Origin of the sequence: Paenibacillus sp. MMO-177, assembly GCF_037147795.1 — a bacterium.
In the GTDB taxonomy this organism is placed as follows: domain Bacteria; phylum Bacillota; class Bacilli; order Paenibacillales; family Paenibacillaceae; genus Pristimantibacillus.
Window position 1 is genome coordinate 41,865 of the sequence record NZ_JBBCUR010000004.1, and the last position, 16,221, is coordinate 58,085.

Annotated in this window: 19 protein-coding genes; 1 reads left to right on the forward strand and 18 read right to left on the reverse strand. The window is 48.6% G+C overall.

Going from position 1 to position 16,221, the window contains the following annotated elements:
* Positions 1–66: 66 nt before the first annotated feature.
* The 18 genes from hpf to WFK81_RS15810 form a co-directional block, all read right to left on the reverse strand.
* On the reverse strand, positions 67–615 hold the full coding sequence (gene hpf / locus WFK81_RS15725) for a ribosome hibernation-promoting factor, HPF/YfiA family (RefSeq protein WP_336787362.1): 549 nt from the start codon (positions 613–615) through the stop codon (positions 67–69).
* Positions 616–877: 262 nt separating this feature from the next.
* Positions 878–1,075 (reverse strand): cold-shock protein, encoded by a 198-nt coding sequence (locus WFK81_RS15730; RefSeq protein ID WP_015847290.1) that lies wholly within the window; start codon positions 1,073–1,075, stop codon positions 878–880.
* 229 nt (positions 1,076–1,304) lie between these two features.
* Positions 1,305–1,643 carry a hypothetical protein gene (locus tag WFK81_RS15735; protein WP_336787818.1) on the reverse strand — a complete coding sequence of 113 codons (339 nt, stop codon included), beginning with the start codon at positions 1,641–1,643 and terminating at the stop codon, positions 1,305–1,307.
* The gene (gene fliS, locus WFK81_RS15740) at positions 1,603–2,028 is read right to left on the reverse strand and encodes a flagellar export chaperone FliS (RefSeq protein WP_336787363.1); all 426 of its coding nucleotides are present in this window, start codon (positions 2,026–2,028) and stop codon (positions 1,603–1,605) included. The genes WFK81_RS15735 and fliS overlap by 41 nt, the downstream gene beginning before the upstream one ends.
* A gap of 5 nt (positions 2,029–2,033) precedes the next feature.
* Complete coding sequence (gene fliD, locus WFK81_RS15745) at positions 2,034–3,803, reverse strand: flagellar filament capping protein FliD (protein ID WP_336787364.1); 1,770 nt, start codon at positions 3,801–3,803, stop codon at positions 2,034–2,036.
* A gap of 18 nt (positions 3,804–3,821) precedes the next feature.
* Entirely contained in the window at positions 3,822–4,247 is a 426-nt protein-coding gene (locus tag WFK81_RS15750; RefSeq protein WP_336787365.1) for a flagellar protein FlaG, read from the reverse strand.
* Between the two features lie 142 nt (positions 4,248–4,389).
* Entirely contained in the window at positions 4,390–5,622 is a 1,233-nt protein-coding gene (locus tag WFK81_RS15755) for a flagellin N-terminal helical domain-containing protein (RefSeq protein WP_336787366.1), read from the reverse strand.
* Positions 5,623–5,781: 159 nt separating this feature from the next.
* Positions 5,782–6,021: a carbon storage regulator CsrA gene (gene csrA, locus WFK81_RS15760; RefSeq protein WP_336787367.1), complete on the reverse strand. Its 240-nt coding sequence runs from the start codon at positions 6,019–6,021 to the stop codon at positions 5,782–5,784.
* A gap of 11 nt (positions 6,022–6,032) precedes the next feature.
* Positions 6,033–6,413, reverse strand: coding sequence for a flagellar assembly protein FliW (fliW, locus tag WFK81_RS15765; protein ID WP_336787368.1), 381 nt, complete (start codon positions 6,411–6,413; stop codon positions 6,033–6,035).
* Between the two features lie 110 nt (positions 6,414–6,523).
* Complete coding sequence (locus WFK81_RS15770; protein WP_336787369.1) at positions 6,524–7,093, reverse strand: DUF6470 family protein; 570 nt, start codon at positions 7,091–7,093, stop codon at positions 6,524–6,526.
* Positions 7,094–7,102: 9 nt separating this feature from the next.
* Complete coding sequence (gene flgL, locus WFK81_RS15775; RefSeq protein WP_336787370.1) at positions 7,103–8,062, reverse strand: flagellar hook-associated protein FlgL; 960 nt, start codon at positions 8,060–8,062, stop codon at positions 7,103–7,105.
* Between the two features lie 30 nt (positions 8,063–8,092).
* Positions 8,093–9,649, reverse strand: a complete 1,557-nt coding sequence (flgK, locus tag WFK81_RS15780) for a flagellar hook-associated protein FlgK (protein ID WP_336787371.1) — start codon at positions 9,647–9,649, stop codon at positions 8,093–8,095.
* Positions 9,650–9,667: 18 nt separating this feature from the next.
* Positions 9,668–10,171 carry a flagellar protein FlgN gene (locus WFK81_RS15785; protein ID WP_336787372.1) on the reverse strand — a complete coding sequence of 168 codons (504 nt, stop codon included), beginning with the start codon at positions 10,169–10,171 and terminating at the stop codon, positions 9,668–9,670.
* Between the two features lie 7 nt (positions 10,172–10,178).
* On the reverse strand, positions 10,179–10,445 hold the full coding sequence (flgM, locus tag WFK81_RS15790) for a flagellar biosynthesis anti-sigma factor FlgM (RefSeq protein ID WP_167201353.1): 267 nt from the start codon (positions 10,443–10,445) through the stop codon (positions 10,179–10,181).
* 112 nt (positions 10,446–10,557) lie between these two features.
* Entirely contained in the window at positions 10,558–10,968 is a 411-nt protein-coding gene (locus tag WFK81_RS15795; RefSeq protein ID WP_336787373.1) for a TIGR03826 family flagellar region protein, read from the reverse strand.
* A 98-nt stretch (positions 10,969–11,066) separates the two neighbouring features.
* Positions 11,067–11,636 carry a ComF family protein gene (locus WFK81_RS15800; protein ID WP_336787374.1) on the reverse strand — a complete coding sequence of 190 codons (570 nt, stop codon included), beginning with the start codon at positions 11,634–11,636 and terminating at the stop codon, positions 11,067–11,069.
* Positions 11,637–12,057: 421 nt separating this feature from the next.
* Complete coding sequence (locus WFK81_RS15805) at positions 12,058–14,052, reverse strand: DEAD/DEAH box helicase (RefSeq protein ID WP_336787375.1); 1,995 nt, start codon at positions 14,050–14,052, stop codon at positions 12,058–12,060.
* 104 nt (positions 14,053–14,156) lie between these two features.
* Positions 14,157–14,693, reverse strand: a complete 537-nt coding sequence (locus WFK81_RS15810) for a hypothetical protein (RefSeq protein ID WP_336787376.1) — start codon at positions 14,691–14,693, stop codon at positions 14,157–14,159.
* A 43-nt stretch (positions 14,694–14,736) separates the two neighbouring features.
* Between WFK81_RS15810 and WFK81_RS15815 the strand changes: the two genes are divergently transcribed.
* Entirely contained in the window at positions 14,737–15,474 is a 738-nt protein-coding gene (locus WFK81_RS15815; RefSeq protein WP_336787377.1) for a DNA-binding response regulator, read from the forward strand.
* Positions 15,475–16,221: the final 747 nt, after the last annotated feature.

Genomic DNA, 16,221 nt, shown 5'->3' on the forward strand with positions numbered 1-16,221 from the left:
GGAGAAAAGGCCGTGATTAGCAATTTTATAAGTATTAATGCAGAAATGATTACGGGTTTCAGATTTTTATTCTTGCTCGATCAGCCCATATTTCCCGTCGCTTCGTTTATAAACAACGTTCACTTCCTTATTATCAATATTGGAAAATACAAAGAAGTTATGTCCGATCATGTTCATTTGCAAGATCGCTTCCTCGACGTCCATCGGCTTCAGCATGAAACGCTTCGTACGGACGAGCTCGAGTTCGTCTTCCTCATCCATAACGGATACGGCCGTTTGGCTAACGCTTTCCTTAAACAGAGCCTTTACGCCGCTATCTTGCCGGAACTTGCGGTTGATCTTGGTCTTATGTTTGCGAATTTGACGTTCCAGTTTGTCCACCACAACATCAATGGAGGAATACATATCCTCGCTCTTGTCCTCCGCCCTCAGCATAACGCCGACCAGCGGGATGGTTACTTCTACCGCGTGTTTACCTTTAGTAACGGACAACGTAACGGTTGTTTCGGAGGCAGGGGCTTCAAAATACTTTTCCAATCGACTGATCTTCTTCACAGCATACTCTCGTAAAGCTTCTGTCACTTGAAAACGATGACCTCGAATGATGTATTTCATGGGGCATTCCTCCTTTACGTATTCTTATTATAACATATGCCGATGCCTATTTCAAAATAGTTTTTTATTTATTGTGAATTTTCAGATAATATTTTTGGAGGAACGATTCGAATCTGTTTCTTCATTAATATGTAGGCAAGCTATGGATCATGACTTTTGAAAAAGGGGGATAAAAAAATGAAAAGCCCCGGTTTCCCGGAGCTTAGAATAGGCACTTGTCAATCGAACCATATAATGTGGCTGAATGAGTCAGCCTAGATGATTACAGTTTGACTACGTTTGCAGCTTGTGGACCGCGAGCGCCTTCTACGATGTCGAATTCAACCGCTTGGCCTTCTTCGAGCGTTTTGAAGCCTTCAGCTTGGATTGCGGAGAAATGAACGAATACGTCGCCGCCTTGTTCAGTCTCGATAAATCCATAACCTTTCTCTGCGTTAAACCATTTAACTTTACCTTGCATACATAAACAGTCCCTTCATCTTCAAATACTGTGAGGCGTCTTAGTTATGTTATGGCCCACAAGTCGAATATACCATCATTGACACACTATTGTCAATATTTCCATGTAAGCGAATTCATAATTTTTGAAATATAAGAATTTACAAGTTTTTCTAGGTAAATCACTTATATTTCACCCGCAAAATGTAAGCTGCGCCTCAGATGTAAGGCGCAGCCGGTTCCCTCAGAATCTACCTTTTTGCGTCAAAAAAGAGACTGTCTCCGCCGCCGTAAGCAGAGTCGTATCTTGCCTGGGAACGGCGTCCTTGCTGGATTTTGTCCCACTGCTGCTTCGCTTCGTCACGAAGAGTAACCATTCTCGCAACGATCACGGACTCGACGGAAATTAACCGGTCCGCTTCCAGCCGAAGCATGGCCATTTGCTCCGCCGGGACAACCAGCTGCTCCAGCTCCAGGAACAGTTCTTCTCGCTGCTGCATGTATTCGTCGAACTGTTCCAGATCGGCGCTGTCCAACCGCTCAACCAAATTAGACGACAGTTGAATGAGTCGCTGTAAAAGAGCTTCCATTAGCTTGTCCCGCCATTTGATTGACTTGCTTGGCCGCCTCTACCCATGTCGCCTTCAGGTCGATCAGGTGTTCAAGCACCTCTTCGGCCGGTTCGGCGTTCTTTTGAGTGTTCGCTTCAATTAGCCGTTGTTTGAAGTAGTCGTAAAGCAGCAGCAGGCTTTCCGAAACAGGATTGGAGCGATCCAGCGTAATAATAAACTCGCTAATGATATCCTGCGTCTTCATGAGACTCGTATGGGCATCCGCATTCCTCTGCTCTTTGAGAGCTTCAATGCCTTGACGGCAGAAACGAATCGCCCCGTCATAAAGCATAATAAGCAAAGCAGCCGGATTAGCCGTCTGAACCGATGTCTGCATGTATGGATTGCGCGGTTGGTATTGCATAGGTTTTAACCTCCTGAGTTGAGCAGTGATGCCAGACTCGAGCTGCGCGAGTTCATTTGGCTGATGTATTTCTCCATTGCCGTGAACTGGTTGTAATAGCGGGTCTCCATGTCGTCGAGACGGGTTTGGAGAGCAGAGATCTGCTTGTCCAGGTCTAGTGATTCTTTACCCAAAACGTACTTATTTTTAACGGATGCGCTTGTACCCGCCTTATCAACGATTTGACTAAATATGGCGTTTGCTTGATTGTACAACCGTGTTGCAACACCGTCACCAGCAGTAGATTTACTATCCTTATCATCTGCGTTAAACAAAGCCATAACTTCATCTGGCTTCTCAGCGATCATTTGTTTTAGTTTTGTTTCGTCAATATACAACTTACCTTTATCCAAATAACTGCCGCTAACAGCCGAACCACTAACTAGTGAGCTCGAAATTCCAATATCGGACAGGTTCTTTAATTGTCCTGATGCTAGGCCGCTAACAGAGGAAGATAAGGCTTGCCTCATCGAATAAAGTCCGCTTGTAAGCACGGAATCATTTGCTAACATACCACTTTTGGCTTTTTCTTCCCATTGTTTAATCTGATCATCTTTCATATCTTTCTTCTGAGCGTCGGTCAGCGGAGCAAAATCGCGATACTTCTCCTCCGACAACTCGGAGTTAATGGAGCTGATCAGATCATTGTACTTATCTACGAAGGATTTGATTTTATTAAAAACAGAATCAACGTCCTGTGTAACGCCAATGTTCGTTACATCGGGTCCTTCCGACTTCGCCGTAATGCTGAGACCGGCGATTGTGAAGGTGTTTGAGTCGTATTCCCCTGGTACTTCATTAAATAATACTTTAGCGTTTTGACCTTGTCTGTAAATTGATGCTTCCGTTGTTGCACCAGCTAAGCCTAAAGCATCTAATACTCCTGTGTCAGTGCCCGTATTAAAGTCAATAGGATTGGCTTTATCCGGGTTAAAAATGTTTAACTTGCCATTTGAGTCTACTTTCAAGGAAACTCCGGTGTTCTTTAGCGATTCATTCATTTTCGAAACCAAATCACCAAAGGTTGATGCCGAAGTAATTTCATACTTGAATGGAGTTGCTACTCCAGGCACTGTAATTGAAAATGTTTTACCTACTAAAGAGGATAACGAAGTATCTGATGGTGTCTTATCTCCAGTTGTAGTAGTTCCTGTCGTTAAACCTAAAATCTGTCCTACATCCGTACCTCTCATATCAATACCCGCATTCGCGCCTGTCTTGGTAGAAGAGAAGAACATTGTCTTCAAGGTAGAATCATAGGCTACCTTTACCCCTGTTTTTACGGATTCAGCATTGATCTTGTTGGCAAGATCCTGATAGGTATCATCTTTCTTAACTTCAACATTAACCCCATTAACAGTAATTGTTGTATCCTTGCCAACGGTTGATCCCGTTAAGGTCCCGCTTTTGAGCGTTGCCGCTTTTGCCAACTGTTGAACCTGCAAAGTATACGTACCTTCAATGGCCGTTGCCGTGCCTGTTATTGTAGCTACATTTGCATTCGAGGAAGTGGTCGTTTTCGTCAAATAACTGGATTGCAACTTCATATCGAATGCAGCATTTTTAAAATCTAGTATCTTATTGTTGATTGCCCGATAATCATCCTGCTTCCACTGGTTAATTTGTTTCTTCTGGTTGAGTTTATCCAGTGGTACGCGTTGGGCATCCATCAACTTTGTAATCATGCTCTCATAATCGATGGGTGAGGCTAAACCGGTTACACGTAACGTGCTCATCATTTCCCCTCCTGAACATTACCTTTTCTCATCAACTATTAATCCTGCCATTTCCCATAGTTTCGCAATAAAATCAAGCGACTTCTCCGGCGGGATCTCTCGTAATACTTCCCCCGTTTCTTTATCCTTCACTTTCACCGCGACAAGATGGGTTTGTTTGTGCACATCAAATTGCAGCTCTGTTGCTCTTCCACGCATAGCTTTAACAGCCTGTTCAATATTTTTAAATAACTGCTGCTCACCTACGCTAATCTTTTCTCCCTGCTGCTCTGCCAGTTTCACATCTTCAAAGCTGGTATAGGTTCGCGATCCTTGAGCAGCCGCTTCCATCTGTACCGAAGTTTCCGCATACACTTCTTTACTTGGAGTAGTCTTTGGTGCATCTGATGCTGGAATTCGTTCCGATGGAAAATTCGATCCTGAGATAGATAGATTTGAACTCATCCGAATTTTCCTCCTGCCAGATTGATATTACCTATTATATCGGCATTATAAAATCTGAATATTATAGGCATATTGCAAGTAAACCTATAAAAAAGAGACCCTAGTCGCCTAAGGTCTCTTTTTATTCCGCTATAGTTAAGAATTAACGGAGAAGTTGAAGCACGCCTTGCGGCTGTTGGTTTGCTTGAGCAAGCATAGCTTGAGCAGCTTGAGCAAGGATCGAGTTCTTCGTTTGCTCCATCATTTCTTTCGCCATATCAACGTCACGGATACGGGATTCTGCAGCAGTCAGGTTCTCGGAAGAAGTGTTCAAGTTGTTAATTGTGTGCTCCAAACGGTTTTGGATAGCACCCAGTTTCGAACGTTCAGCCGAAACTTTTTGAGTTGCATTGTCAATTGCTTTGATTGCAACGTTTGCTTGACCTTGGTTACCGATTTTCAGGTCTTTAACACCCAGTGCGGATGCACCCATGTCTTTAACAGACACTTGGATGTTTTGGTTGCTGTTAGCGCCGATTTGGAAAGTAGCTTGGCTATCAGCGTGATCAACTGCCGCAGCAGTTGTCTCGGTGAAGCTGGAAAGAGCGTTAGAAGCTCCAGATTTAACTGCGCCAGTGCTATCTTTTACAGTCAATGTCAAACCATTGATTGCATTGTTGTAACCAGTATTTTTAGCAGTGAATGTTATCGAACCTGCCGCAGATGCACCTGTAATATCCGCCGCAGCATTTGTTCCGCCGTAAAGGTCGGATACAGCAGAAGTACCAGACACAGTAATTGTATCTGTCTTAGTTGTTCCATTAATTACATAGGAAACTTCAATTGTATCGCCCGCAGCGATACCCAGGTTATTACCGTTCTTATCAGTCAAAGCCGTCAAGACTGTAGCAGCTGCTGTCGTTCCGCCGAGGGAAGTATTAGTGTTAACGTTTGCTGTAGCAGTAGTTGTTTTGTCCAACGATCCGTCAAGCAGGTTCTTCGTATTGAATTGAGTCGTATCACGGATACGGTCAACTTCTTTACCAAGTTGGTCCATTTCGTCTTGAAGGTTTTTACGGTCTGTATCTGTGTTCGTATCGTTACCCGATTGAACAGCCAGCTCACGCATACGTTGCAGGATGGAGTGAGTCTCGTTAAGAGCACCCTCAGCTGTTTGAATCAAGGAAATACCGTCTTGCGAGTTACGGCTAGCTTGGTCCAGACCGCGGATTTGGCCGCGCATTTTTTCGGAAATTGCCAGACCAGCAGCGTCGTCACCAGCACGGTTGATACGAAGACCGGAAGACAGTTTTTCCATCGATTTGCTTTGAGCGCTAGAAGCGTTGTTCAGCGAGCTCAGAGTGTTAAGAGCTGCAATGTTGTGATTAATACGCATTGTTATTTCCTCCCTGAATGTCTGTTAGTTCCGCATCCTTGCGGAAGCTTACGGTGAAAGGGTCGGCCGCCCCTCCCCCGCGCTTATTTATTATATCGACAGCATTCGGGATTTTTTATAGAGGAAAAACAAAAATTTCTATTTTATTTTGTTCTTTTTTTATTTGTCTGAACGATTTTGTTTCAGCAGCTGAACAACATCATTAATAGCAAGCAAGCTGCTTGCCGCTTCCCGGTTAGAAGCTTGAATGTTCATATACAGCTCTTTGCGAAATATTTCAACATCCTTGGGGGCGCGAATACCCAGTTTTACCGTCTCGCCCTCGACGCCAAGCACGACAATTTCAATATTGCCGCCAATCATAATCGATTCATCCGTCTTACGAGATAATACGAGCATAACGCTCCTCCTTAGGCTTGATATAATGGTGCTCTTGAGCTATAAGCTCGATCATGGATAATATGCTGCTTGCCGCGCTTTGTCTTCTTGTTTAATACAATTGGCGCCAACAAATTAATCGTTGATTTGTTCGGATCTTTATTAATAGTAATAACCGACCAAATCTCAACATCTTTCTCTTCGTTAAGCTCTAGCTCTTGTACGACCGAATCGGGCAGGTCCCATTCATATTCTCTATAAAAGTAAAAGGGACTGGCTATAAGGAACGCTATATTCTCATCCTCCACGGATTGCATCAGCCTAACAGGCATTTCCCCTTCAACCTCAGACAACACAAATTGCTTCAGATGTTCAAATCCCGGTATTCCGTTATCGAACTGGTATGTAGTCAATCGAATCCCCTCTTCGTCTTCAGTATATAAAAAGAAAACTACAGGCCCCGTATAAAGATACGCATAAGGCCTATAGTTATTAAACCTAATTCTATGAACAATGTAAAATCCTATAAAACCGTGTCGATGCTTGGCGGAGTAATCTGCACGGATGCGTATTGCCTCATATAAATTTCCGCTTTACCCGGTGTATATTCATGAATGGGGCGGTTAGGCGTGACATTAAGCTCGACACCACCCTGTTCAACAGATATTTGCACTTTGCCGGGCGTAAAAGATAAATCCACGTTATCAATAGACGCCGGCCCTGTAACGGGCATCGGTGGCCCTTCAATTCGCCAGTCCTTAGACAAGCTTGCTACAGGATTACTCTTCACATGCGCGATATCCGCCAGCTGCCGCCCTTCTTCCATCCGGCGGGCAACGCCTTGCAGCGCAATCTCTTTGGCTTGCGAATAAATTCTGCTCGATACTTCTAGGTTATTCGCCAAACCAAGCGCATCCCATGCCCGCTCCTGATTTACCTCCAGAACCCCCATAGGCTGCTGGATCGACAGCTTTGCCGGAATCTGACGCATATCGATAGTGGCCTGTGGCTGTTCAATATGCTGCTCCGCCGGCCTTACCTGAATCCCGATAAGGGCAGGCTGCTGGTGAATCTGAATCTGTCCAATCGCCATGAAACCACCCTATCTCAGGAAGTCAACAAGACTAGGTTGAATGATCTTAGCTCCGGCCGATAAGGAGGCTTGGTATACGTTCTCTAAAGTCGTAATGTTCGTGATCGCTTCCGCCATATCGACGTCTTCTACTTTTTGCTGCATCTGCTGGAGATTGACATCCACATCGGAAAGTCTGCCTTGTACGATTTCTACACGGTTAACCCTCGCTCCGATTTGAGCTCTTGCCGTTAGCATCGTGTTCATTCGGGTATCGATTTGACCAAGTAGGTTACTAAGGCCTGCTTGATCTCCTGAACCTAACATATCATAAGCCCGATGCATAAGTTGGAAAAGATTGTCACTGCTTGTGTCATTCGGATCGGTTACTGGCTTACCAAAAACGTCATTGCCGGTAATGTTTACATCCATGGTCATTCCAGGAGACAGCTCGTATTTGATGCTTCCGGTATCAGTCTGGTTGCTGAACGCTTTTGTTTGAGGAGGAACAGCCAACGGATCAAGCGCTTGATCCAAGCCAATGGTTGAGTAAGGCTTAACGCCTGTCTGCTCGCCATTAAACATTTGCTTTCCGTTAAATTGGCTATTTCCAATCTCCACCATTTGATTGTATAACTGCGATACTTCTGTTTGAATTGCGGTCATGCTGGTCTGTTCCAACGTTCCATTTGCACCCTTAACGATTAGCTCACGGAACCGTTGAACGATGTCCGTAGCCTGTCCGATTGTCGTATCCATATACTCTAGGGAAGATAATGCGGAATTCGAGTTGGATGTGTATTGATCATTGGAAGAAATCTCGCCGCGATAGCGCAAAGCAAATGTAATCCCAACGGGATCATCGGAAGGCTTATTAATCGCTTTTCCTGTAGCGAGTTGGTTTTGCAGCTTATTCATACTGTTAAGATTGTTCGTTATGTTGCCAAGCATCTGGGAAGACATCATTCTTTGCGTTACGCGTAATGCCATGTGGCTGCACCTCCGGCTTTATCTAGTAGATTACAGGCCGACGCGGCCCATGCTGTTAATAATACGATCCAGCGTCTCGTCAATAACGGTCATCACGCGTGCGGATGCGTTATAGGCATGCTGGAACTTCACGAGATCGGACATTTCTTCGTCAAGGGAAACTCCGCTCACTGACATACGGCGGGAATCCACCTGATCTACGATCGTTTGCTGATTGGTTTGCAGCCGCTGCATTTCCTTGGACTGCACGCCTAATTGGCCAACTACGGCACGGAAGAATCCGTTGATCGTATTTTTGTCCGTAGCATCAAAAGCAAACTTCGTGTCCCTTGCCTGCGACATCAGAACGGCCATCGAGTTGTTACCCGATACGACCGTCTCCGTGCCATCGGCGTTGAAGGTCACCTTCATAGAGGTTGCAAGCAGAGTAGGGTCCGCTGCAATCTTTGGATTGAGCTGAATGTTCGCCGCTGTTAAATTATCCGTATTGCCGTCCGCATCGGTGAACAACGGCTCGCCTTGCTCCCCGTTCATCGTATAGCCGAGCTGATGCAAGCCGTTTAGACCTTGAACCGTTACTTTCAGGTCTTCCGTAAGCGTACGGTTCGCCCCTGTATAAGTAACTCCGTTAAGCACGGTACCTTCCGGAAGCACGGAGCCTTTCGGAATCGTAACTTCAATATCTCCATTGGCAATGGTATTGGCCATTTGGTTCAACTGGTCTACATAGCCTTGAACATATTTATCTCGCGATTGAATTGTGCCGTAAATAGCGCCGTTATTTAGATCACCGTTTTTAATTGCGGTTGTCATATCGTCCAGCGTTAATCCCTGCGACCCTGCCGCGGATTTACCCGCTACCAAAGTGACATTGCCCATTGTGATCGTGTAACCGTCAGATAAATCAGACACCTTGATATTCGCCAGACCGGACAACTCGTCTACAAGCTTGTCACGTTGGTCCCTCAAATCGTTAGCGTCATCGCCAATGCCTTCAATACGCTGAATTTGTCCGTTCAGGTTGGCAATGGTGCTAGAAACCGACTTAAGGTTGTCGAGGTTGATTTGGGCATTTTCCGTCAAGTCTGATTTCAAATCGTTAAGCTGTTTGTATGTATAGTTAAAAGCGTCCATCATCGCTTTAGTCTGTTCCACCAGAACGGCGCGGCCATCCGCGCTCTCAGGCGTCTTGCTGAGATCCGACCAGCTGTTCCAAAAATTCGAGATCACGGTCTGTAGGCCCGTGTCGCTTGGCTCATTCACAATGGTCTCCAGCTTCTCGAGCGTGTCTGCCTGAACCGTATAATTCCCAAGCCACTTATACTCGCTGTAGAACTGGCTGTCGAGGAACTTGTCTCTTACCCGCGTAATGGAAGCCGCTTCTACGCCGGTTCCCAGTTGGCCAGCTGCTGTAGAATGCGTAAGACCGTAAGCTTCAATCGGACGAGTAGCCGAGAAGTTAACCCGCTGGCGGGAATAGCCGGCCGTATTCGCATTGGATATATTATGACCGGTCGTGTTCAGCGCCGTTTGTGTCGTGAAAATACTCCGCTTCGCGGTCTCCAGACCATGAAATGTTGATGTCATCGTATCTTGTCCTCTCTCTTAAGTCTTGAGATTATAGCGACTAGCACGCTGCACATTCATTCCTTGTACGGCGCGGTGATAGGTAACCTCGTCCTCCGGGGCACCAAGCAGCAGGTCCTGCGTGAATTGCAGATAGTCCAGATTCATCCGGATCAGCTGCTGGTTAAACGTATTGACGTCCTGAAGTTCTTTGATCGCAGCGGACAGCTCCCGCCACATATGCTGAAGCTCCAGCTTCTGCTCCGCATGGTAGACCATCTGAATCAGCTTCTCCATCTTCAGGGAACGCATATTGCGAAGGCCTTGTTCAACCGTAAACCGTCCAACCTGAAGCAGACGGGTCTGTTCCAGGTCGACAATACGCTGCACGCTTTTTTTCTCGCGGCTCGTAATAAGCGATACCGCTTCCACATTTTCCAAGCGGATGGCTTCCGTCTTCTCGTTGGCATGCCGGATAAGCTCACGGTGCGCATCCAGCAGCTCCTGCAGGGTGATTAGAATCTGCCTGATATGTTCGTTCATCTACGGATCATCCCTTCAGGTATGGAAGCAGCTTGTCTGCGATTTTGCCGGCATCTACCTTGTAGGTTCCCGCCGAAATGGATTGCTTCAATTCTTCCAGGCGTTTCTGCCGTTCAGGATTGTTCGTTTGGCTGGTAGAGAGCATTTCCTTTGCCTCCGCGGAGATCTCTACGATATCCTTCTGTTTCTTCTTATTTGCACCATCTATCCGCTGTTCCATTTGCTTCTGGTAGGGGTTGTATGCGCCGATCCGATTCGTTTCATTTATCTTCATGAATAATCACCTCTTTGGTTCCACAATAGAAAAAACCGATAACCTTTAACAGTATTATCGGTTCACCCAGTTGGAAAATGAATAGGCCAAGTTATGGGGCCAAATATTAATTTTACCTGTTTTTATATTTATCGATACCTTTGTACGATACGCGTTCATTGGCGCGAAGAGCTGCGTTCCTAGCTTCATCCTCGTGCATGTGCTGAGTGTCCTTGATCAGACGCGCGCGGCAGTTGCCGCAAATGTTATTTTCACGGATGAGCGTACCACAAACTTCGCAAGGATACATAAGATTAGGGGCGTTCAGAAGCGAAATACGGCCCTCTTTAATGAACTTCGTAATTTGTTTAATCGGAACGCCGGTTGCATCGTGCAGTTCGGTAATAACAGCGCCCCTATTCTCACGCAAGTAAGTGGAGCACAATTCGTATTCTTTATCAATTTCCCGGATACATGCAGGGCAGACATCGCGAAAGTTCTTCGCAAAAATTTTACCGCACCGAGGACAATTTTCTACATTCATCATCGATTCCCCATTCCAGCAATCAAAAGGTTGTTACGGTTATTTTAACGGATATTGGGAGTTTTTTCACTACTAATCTTGCAAAAGATCTTCCGTTGCTAGGATCTGGCCCATGTAAGCGAATAAATGTCGAGAGGAACCTCGGAATGCCGATGCAGCGCTGCCGCGCAAGCCCCAACTGTACTGCCGGTTGTGTAGATGTCATCGACGAGAAGAATACGGATAGACCGGGACATATGGACATTGTTTTGTAAAAGCGCCATTGTATCCGGTCTGGCATGGAACAATCGCTGCGTATCCTTCATTCGCTCCAAACGGGACTTAAAGCTTTGTTTTTCGGTATGCCGTTCCCTGACGAGCAGATCATAAAGTGGAAGCTCATGATGCTTGGCCAAAATAGAGGCAAACCGCTCGGCCTGGTTAAAGCCCCGCTCCTCTGCCCGCTCCAGGCTGACCGGCACGAAGGTGACCGCATCCCATAGCGGGATTGTTGGGGGATGCGTAGAAAAATTTTGTTTTTCCGCTTCCTTCGTGATGGCTTCAAATGCCGGAAGCATCATCCGGGCGAGCAGCGGCTCCAGCTTCTCGTTGCCCCGGTATTTATATTGAGCCAGCCACTCTCTCATCTCGCTGCTGTACTGGACGGCGCTTCGGTTCGCGATAAACATGGCATCCGTTCGGCGGACGCAGTCCGGACAAAATATCCCCCTGCCGCAAATGCGGCATTTGATTGGGGTAAGCCACGGAATGGACGCAAGGCAAGGGGAGCAGACTGAATGGGTAAAAGAGGTTGGGAGATAGGATAGATACGTTCTCCTGCTATCGGTTTGAGGCGATGATGGGCCTGACGAAGCCTGCTTTAATCCTTTTCCGCAAAAGGGACAAACTCCCGAGCTGGGGTTCAGAAAATGCAAAGTGTGCCGCAGCTCGGAGGTGGAGCGTTGGAATAGTTGTTTGATGAATTGCCGCATGCATGAGTGGCCTCCTTTGCCGGTGTTGTTCTTGAAATTTGATGAAAAGAACAGCTGGTGGATAGGTGTAAGGCAACGAGCTATGAGAAGAAAGATGAAGCCTATCGAAGGAAGGTTATTAGGATCGCTTGAATAATCTGCTCCACCACTTTGAGCGAACCTGCTCCTCCGGAAGCAGGTATCCCCGTTTGCGGGCAATGCGGTTCATTCCGCGAATTTGGCTGACGGCTGCAGCTTGAGCGCCGGTACGCTCCCTGCCGCAAAAATAGACAAAGCCATTCGGATCTTCTCCCGAGCGTCCGGCCCTTCCCGCCATCTGAACCAGCGATGCCTCATCAAACAACCTCCCGTCTGCGTCCAGAATATACACATCGCTGCGTGGAATGGTTACTCCCCGCTCCAAAATGGTCGTGGTGACTAATAGGCGAATTTCGCTTTTGCGGAATCGGCTTACCTTGTCGGCCCGATCCGGATCCTGGGACGAGGTCCCTTCGACGGCAGACTGCTTAAGCAGCGCGCTCAGCAGCTTAGCCATCGGCTCAACCTGTGAGATTCGCTGAACAAAAACGAATAGTTGGGCGCCTCTTGTTAGCGATTGATTCAGAGCGGCAAGCAGCGCTCTTGGTATTTTTCTAGTCTGAAGGAGCTTTGCGACGGACGGTGTGCGAAGCAGGACCGGAACGGGCAGCGGATGACGATGATAGCGGACGGGGACCCTGGCATGGGGTAATTGGCCGGATTTGACCCGCCGCTGCAGCTCGGTTGGCGGTGTGGCTGACAGAAGCAGCTTTGGGGCATGCGGCGCCCGGCTTTTGTCCGCTGCGTAATGCAATATCGGGTCGCCGTGGTAAGGAAACGCATCAAGCTCGTCTATAATGACGAGATCAAAGGCCTGATAGAACCGCATCAACTGATGCGTAGTTGCCAGCGTAATGTCCCCGGCTTCCCAGCGCTGCTCGCTGCCGCCGTATAAAGTGACTACCCGTGCCTGCGGGAACGCCCTGCGGATACGGGGATCAAGCTCGATAACAACATCCCGGCGCGGTGTGGCGATCAGCGCCCGCCCTCCGCGAGAGATGACCGACTCGACTAGCGGGAAGATCATCTCCGTCTTGCCGGCTCCGGTGACGGCCCAGAGAAGGAACTCCTTGTTGTGATGAGGCTGGTCTGGCGTATTTGGGGCTTTGATGAACTGAAGCGCCGATTCCGTGGCGGCAGCTTGCGCTGGGCTTAGCCGCCACTTGTTCAGGTCGGCCGGATTTGAGCCGGCCTCTAATAGTGGTGCTGGCATGCCAAGCACCAGCAGCTCGCATTCGCGGCTGCGCCCCATGGTGAGGCATGCCGAGCAATAGGCGCACATGCGCCCGCACGCTGCGCAAGGCGTGCGGTGCATGTGCGCTTCGCCGCTGCCGCATCGCCTGCAGCGGCACTCGCGCCGCCGCCGGCCGTGCTCGGCGGCGACAGCGCCCGCGAGGCGCAGCCAGCCTAGCAGCTGCGCCAACTGCAGTGCGCCGCCCATATCGGCGGCGGCGCCCTCGAGCAGGGCGTGCGCTTCGCTGCGAAGCAGCGCACGGCCCTGCATGGCCGCGGCGGCCTGCTGCGCAGCGGCCGCCAGGGCCTCCCGCGCGCGAGCAGCAGCGCGCGCGGTGCCGGGGCTGGAGCCGCCCGCGTCAGCGGCGGCTCGCGCCCACCGCCTGGCCCGCAGGCTGGCATCGCCAGCAGCCTGCGGGCCAGGCGCTTCCATTGGCGCGCCAGCTTCGCGGCGCGCCTGCTCCACGCAGGCCGCAAGCCAAGCCAGCGGCCCTGCACCCACGCTGCCCAACTCACCCCGGGCAGCTCCAGCATCCCAAAGCTCCACGCAGCGAATCGCATCCCCTAAAGGAAGCGCCTCCTCCCACAGCCATCCTTCTTCCGCTCGTTCCCCATTTAACCTCATTTCCACCGCTTCACTCCGCGCCTCCTTACTTTCCATCCCTTTAAGACGTCCATCTACTAAGCTAGCGGCTTCAGCTAACCCTTCCTCCATCCAGAACAACCGGTCCACTTCTGGCGCAACCGTCATCTTAGCAGACCATTCCCCGCCGATACGAACAACATACACAAAGGCTTTCAATCGTTCTCCTCCCCGCATGCGCACAAAAAAAGCACACCTCAATGATGCCATTGCATCATCGGGGTGTGCTTCACTCCGCGCTTCCAATTAACTTCCATTATAGCTCAAAACGGCATTTTCGACAAATCCGACGGATTCTGCAAATCAACAAGGATCGCCTGATCCGGCTTGTTTACGATCCCTTCGTTTCTAAGCATCCATATAAGACCTGCTGAATCTTCACCCGATTGAGAGCGCTTTCGATCCTTCAAACCTTCATCCGCAAAAACCGTAACATTCCCGCTCTCCCGCCGGAGCCGGTCTACAATTTGAGCGGTTTGGTCGGCCGAATCATTATCGACAACCGTCAGCCGGACATCCGTCCCCATTCTGCGCGAATACGAAGAAAATTGGCGTAAAAACATTTCCATCTTCATATGCTGATCATGGGCAACAAGAATATAATGCTTGCTTTCGCGCGTCTTGCCTCGCCCCAGCCTGTAAGCCACATGCACCGATGCGGCGGCCAAAGCATAACAGCCTATCACAAGAAGAAAAATCGCAATCAGGTCGGCCACCTCCTCTTTGTGACAATATATGCCGTTATGCGCCCAGTGGTTACGGACATTAGGACAAGAAGGGACGAAATGTGTGATCGACACGCCGACGCGTTTATTGTAAAATAAATACAAATACATTCAAGCGTTGAAGCACACCGCTCTAATTCCGTATCCAACGGGAGAGCCGTGTGCTTTTTTATTTGTCGAAGGAGTGGTTATTTTGGTTCAGGCACTCGAGGCCCTCTATGAGCAATGGTTACAATCTCAGCTTCAATCCGGGGGCAGCGAACGTAAACGCAGATTATCCGAGGAGCGTCATGCCGAGGACTTATTTCTTAAGCAGGTTTGGCTGCCCGCTATTGGACAGCTAGATCATTTGCACGCAGAATACGAGGTAGATGACTATAAGGATGGTCCAAGATTTCTAGACTATGCGTATCTGCGGGAGCCCTACAAAATTTGCATCGAGATTGACGGCTACGGCCCCCACTTTCGGGATGCTGACCATAGACAGTTCGCGGACAACCTCATGCGTCAAAACCATCTCATCCTGGACGGCTGGATTGTGATCCGCTTCTCCTATGACGACGTCAGGAGCAAGCCGCGCCAATGCCAGCAATTCCTTCAGCAGTTGTTCGGCAAGCTGTTAAGTCTCACGCCTAACACAAATCTTACCCTTCAGCAAAAAGAGATCCTGCGCTACATGTCCATTACACAGAATCGTATTTCCCCAAAGGAGGTCAAGGATCTACTTCAGGTTGGGGATAAGGCAGCCCGTTCACGTTTGCGAGAGTTAGTTGAAAAGAAACTCCTTACCTCAGCATCAAGCGGCACCTCTCGAGTTCGTTACTATACTCTGACTTCTCAACATCGGCACATGTAACCATCACTTCGTCAACCTTGAGGCCCCTCAGGGACCTTAATCAACAACTAGCTACTCTTTTTTCACTCTTAAGGTCCCTCATGGGCCTTAACTCCCCGTCACTGCCCATTTGAGCGCCTCATACTGCTACTTCGCCAACCTTAAGGTCCCTCAGGGACCTTAATCAACCAACTAGCTACTCGTTTTCCGCCTTTAAGGTCCCTCAGGGACCTTAACTCACGCGCCACTGCCCATTTCAGCAGCTTATACTGCCACTTCGCCAACCTTAAGGTCCCTCAGGGACCTTAATCAACCAACTAGCTACTCGTTTTCCGCCTTTAAGGTCCCTCAGGGGCCTTAACTCCCCGTCACTGCCCATTTGAGCGCCTCATACTACTACTTCGCCAACCTTAAGGTCCCTCAGGGACCTTAATCAACCAACTAGCTACTCGTTTTCCGCCTTTAAGGTCCCTCAGGGACCTTAACTCTCGCGCCACTGCCCATTTCAGCAGCTTATACTGCCACTTCGCTAACCTTAAGGTCCCTCAGGGACCTTAATCAACCAAATAGCTACTCTTTTTTCACTCTTAAGGTCCCTCAGGGACCTTAACTCCCCCGACACTGCCCATTTCAACAGCTCACACTGCCACTTTGCCAACCTTAAGGTCCCCCCACTGCCCATTTCAGCAGCTTATACTGCCACTTCGTCAACCTTAAAGTCCCTGAGGGACCTAACCCCCTCCTACCCCCAGAAAACACAAAAAATCC

Coding starts and splice junctions, on each gene's coding strand:
- WFK81_RS15795 (WP_336787373.1), bottom strand. CDS start 10,968: ATGAATGTAGAAAATTGTCCTCGGTGCGGTAAAATTTTTGCGAAGAAC.
- fliS (WP_336787363.1), bottom strand. CDS start 2,028: ATGCAATACCAACCGCGCAATCCATACATGCAGACATCGGTTCAGACG.
- WFK81_RS15755 (WP_336787366.1), bottom strand. CDS start 5,622: ATGCGTATTAATCACAACATTGCAGCTCTTAACACTCTGAGCTCGCTG.
- fliD (WP_336787364.1), bottom strand. CDS start 3,803: ATGAGCACGTTACGTGTAACCGGTTTAGCCTCACCCATCGATTATGAG.
- WFK81_RS15735 (WP_336787818.1), bottom strand. CDS start 1,643: ATGGAAGCTCTTTTACAGCGACTCATTCAACTGTCGTCTAATTTGGTT.
- csrA (WP_336787367.1), bottom strand. CDS start 6,021: ATGCTCGTATTATCTCGTAAGACGGATGAATCGATTATGATTGGCGGC.
- hpf (WP_336787362.1), bottom strand. CDS start 615: ATGAAATACATCATTCGAGGTCATCGTTTTCAAGTGACAGAAGCTTTA.
- WFK81_RS15785 (WP_336787372.1), bottom strand. CDS start 10,171: ATGAACGAACATATCAGGCAGATTCTAATCACCCTGCAGGAGCTGCTG.
- WFK81_RS15770 (WP_336787369.1), bottom strand. CDS start 7,093: ATGGCGATTGGACAGATTCAGATTCACCAGCAGCCTGCCCTTATCGGG.
- flgK (WP_336787371.1), bottom strand. CDS start 9,649: ATGACATCAACATTTCATGGTCTGGAGACCGCGAAGCGGAGTATTTTC.
- flgM (WP_167201353.1), bottom strand. CDS start 10,445: ATGAAGATAAATGAAACGAATCGGATCGGCGCATACAACCCCTACCAG.
- WFK81_RS15750 (WP_336787365.1), bottom strand. CDS start 4,247: ATGAGTTCAAATCTATCTATCTCAGGATCGAATTTTCCATCGGAACGA.
- flgL (WP_336787370.1), bottom strand. CDS start 8,062: ATGGCATTACGCGTAACGCAAAGAATGATGTCTTCCCAGATGCTTGGC.
- WFK81_RS15730 (WP_015847290.1), bottom strand. CDS start 1,075: ATGCAAGGTAAAGTTAAATGGTTTAACGCAGAGAAAGGTTATGGATTT.
- WFK81_RS15800 (WP_336787374.1), bottom strand. CDS start 11,636: ATGTTTATCGCGAACCGAAGCGCCGTCCAGTACAGCAGCGAGATGAGA.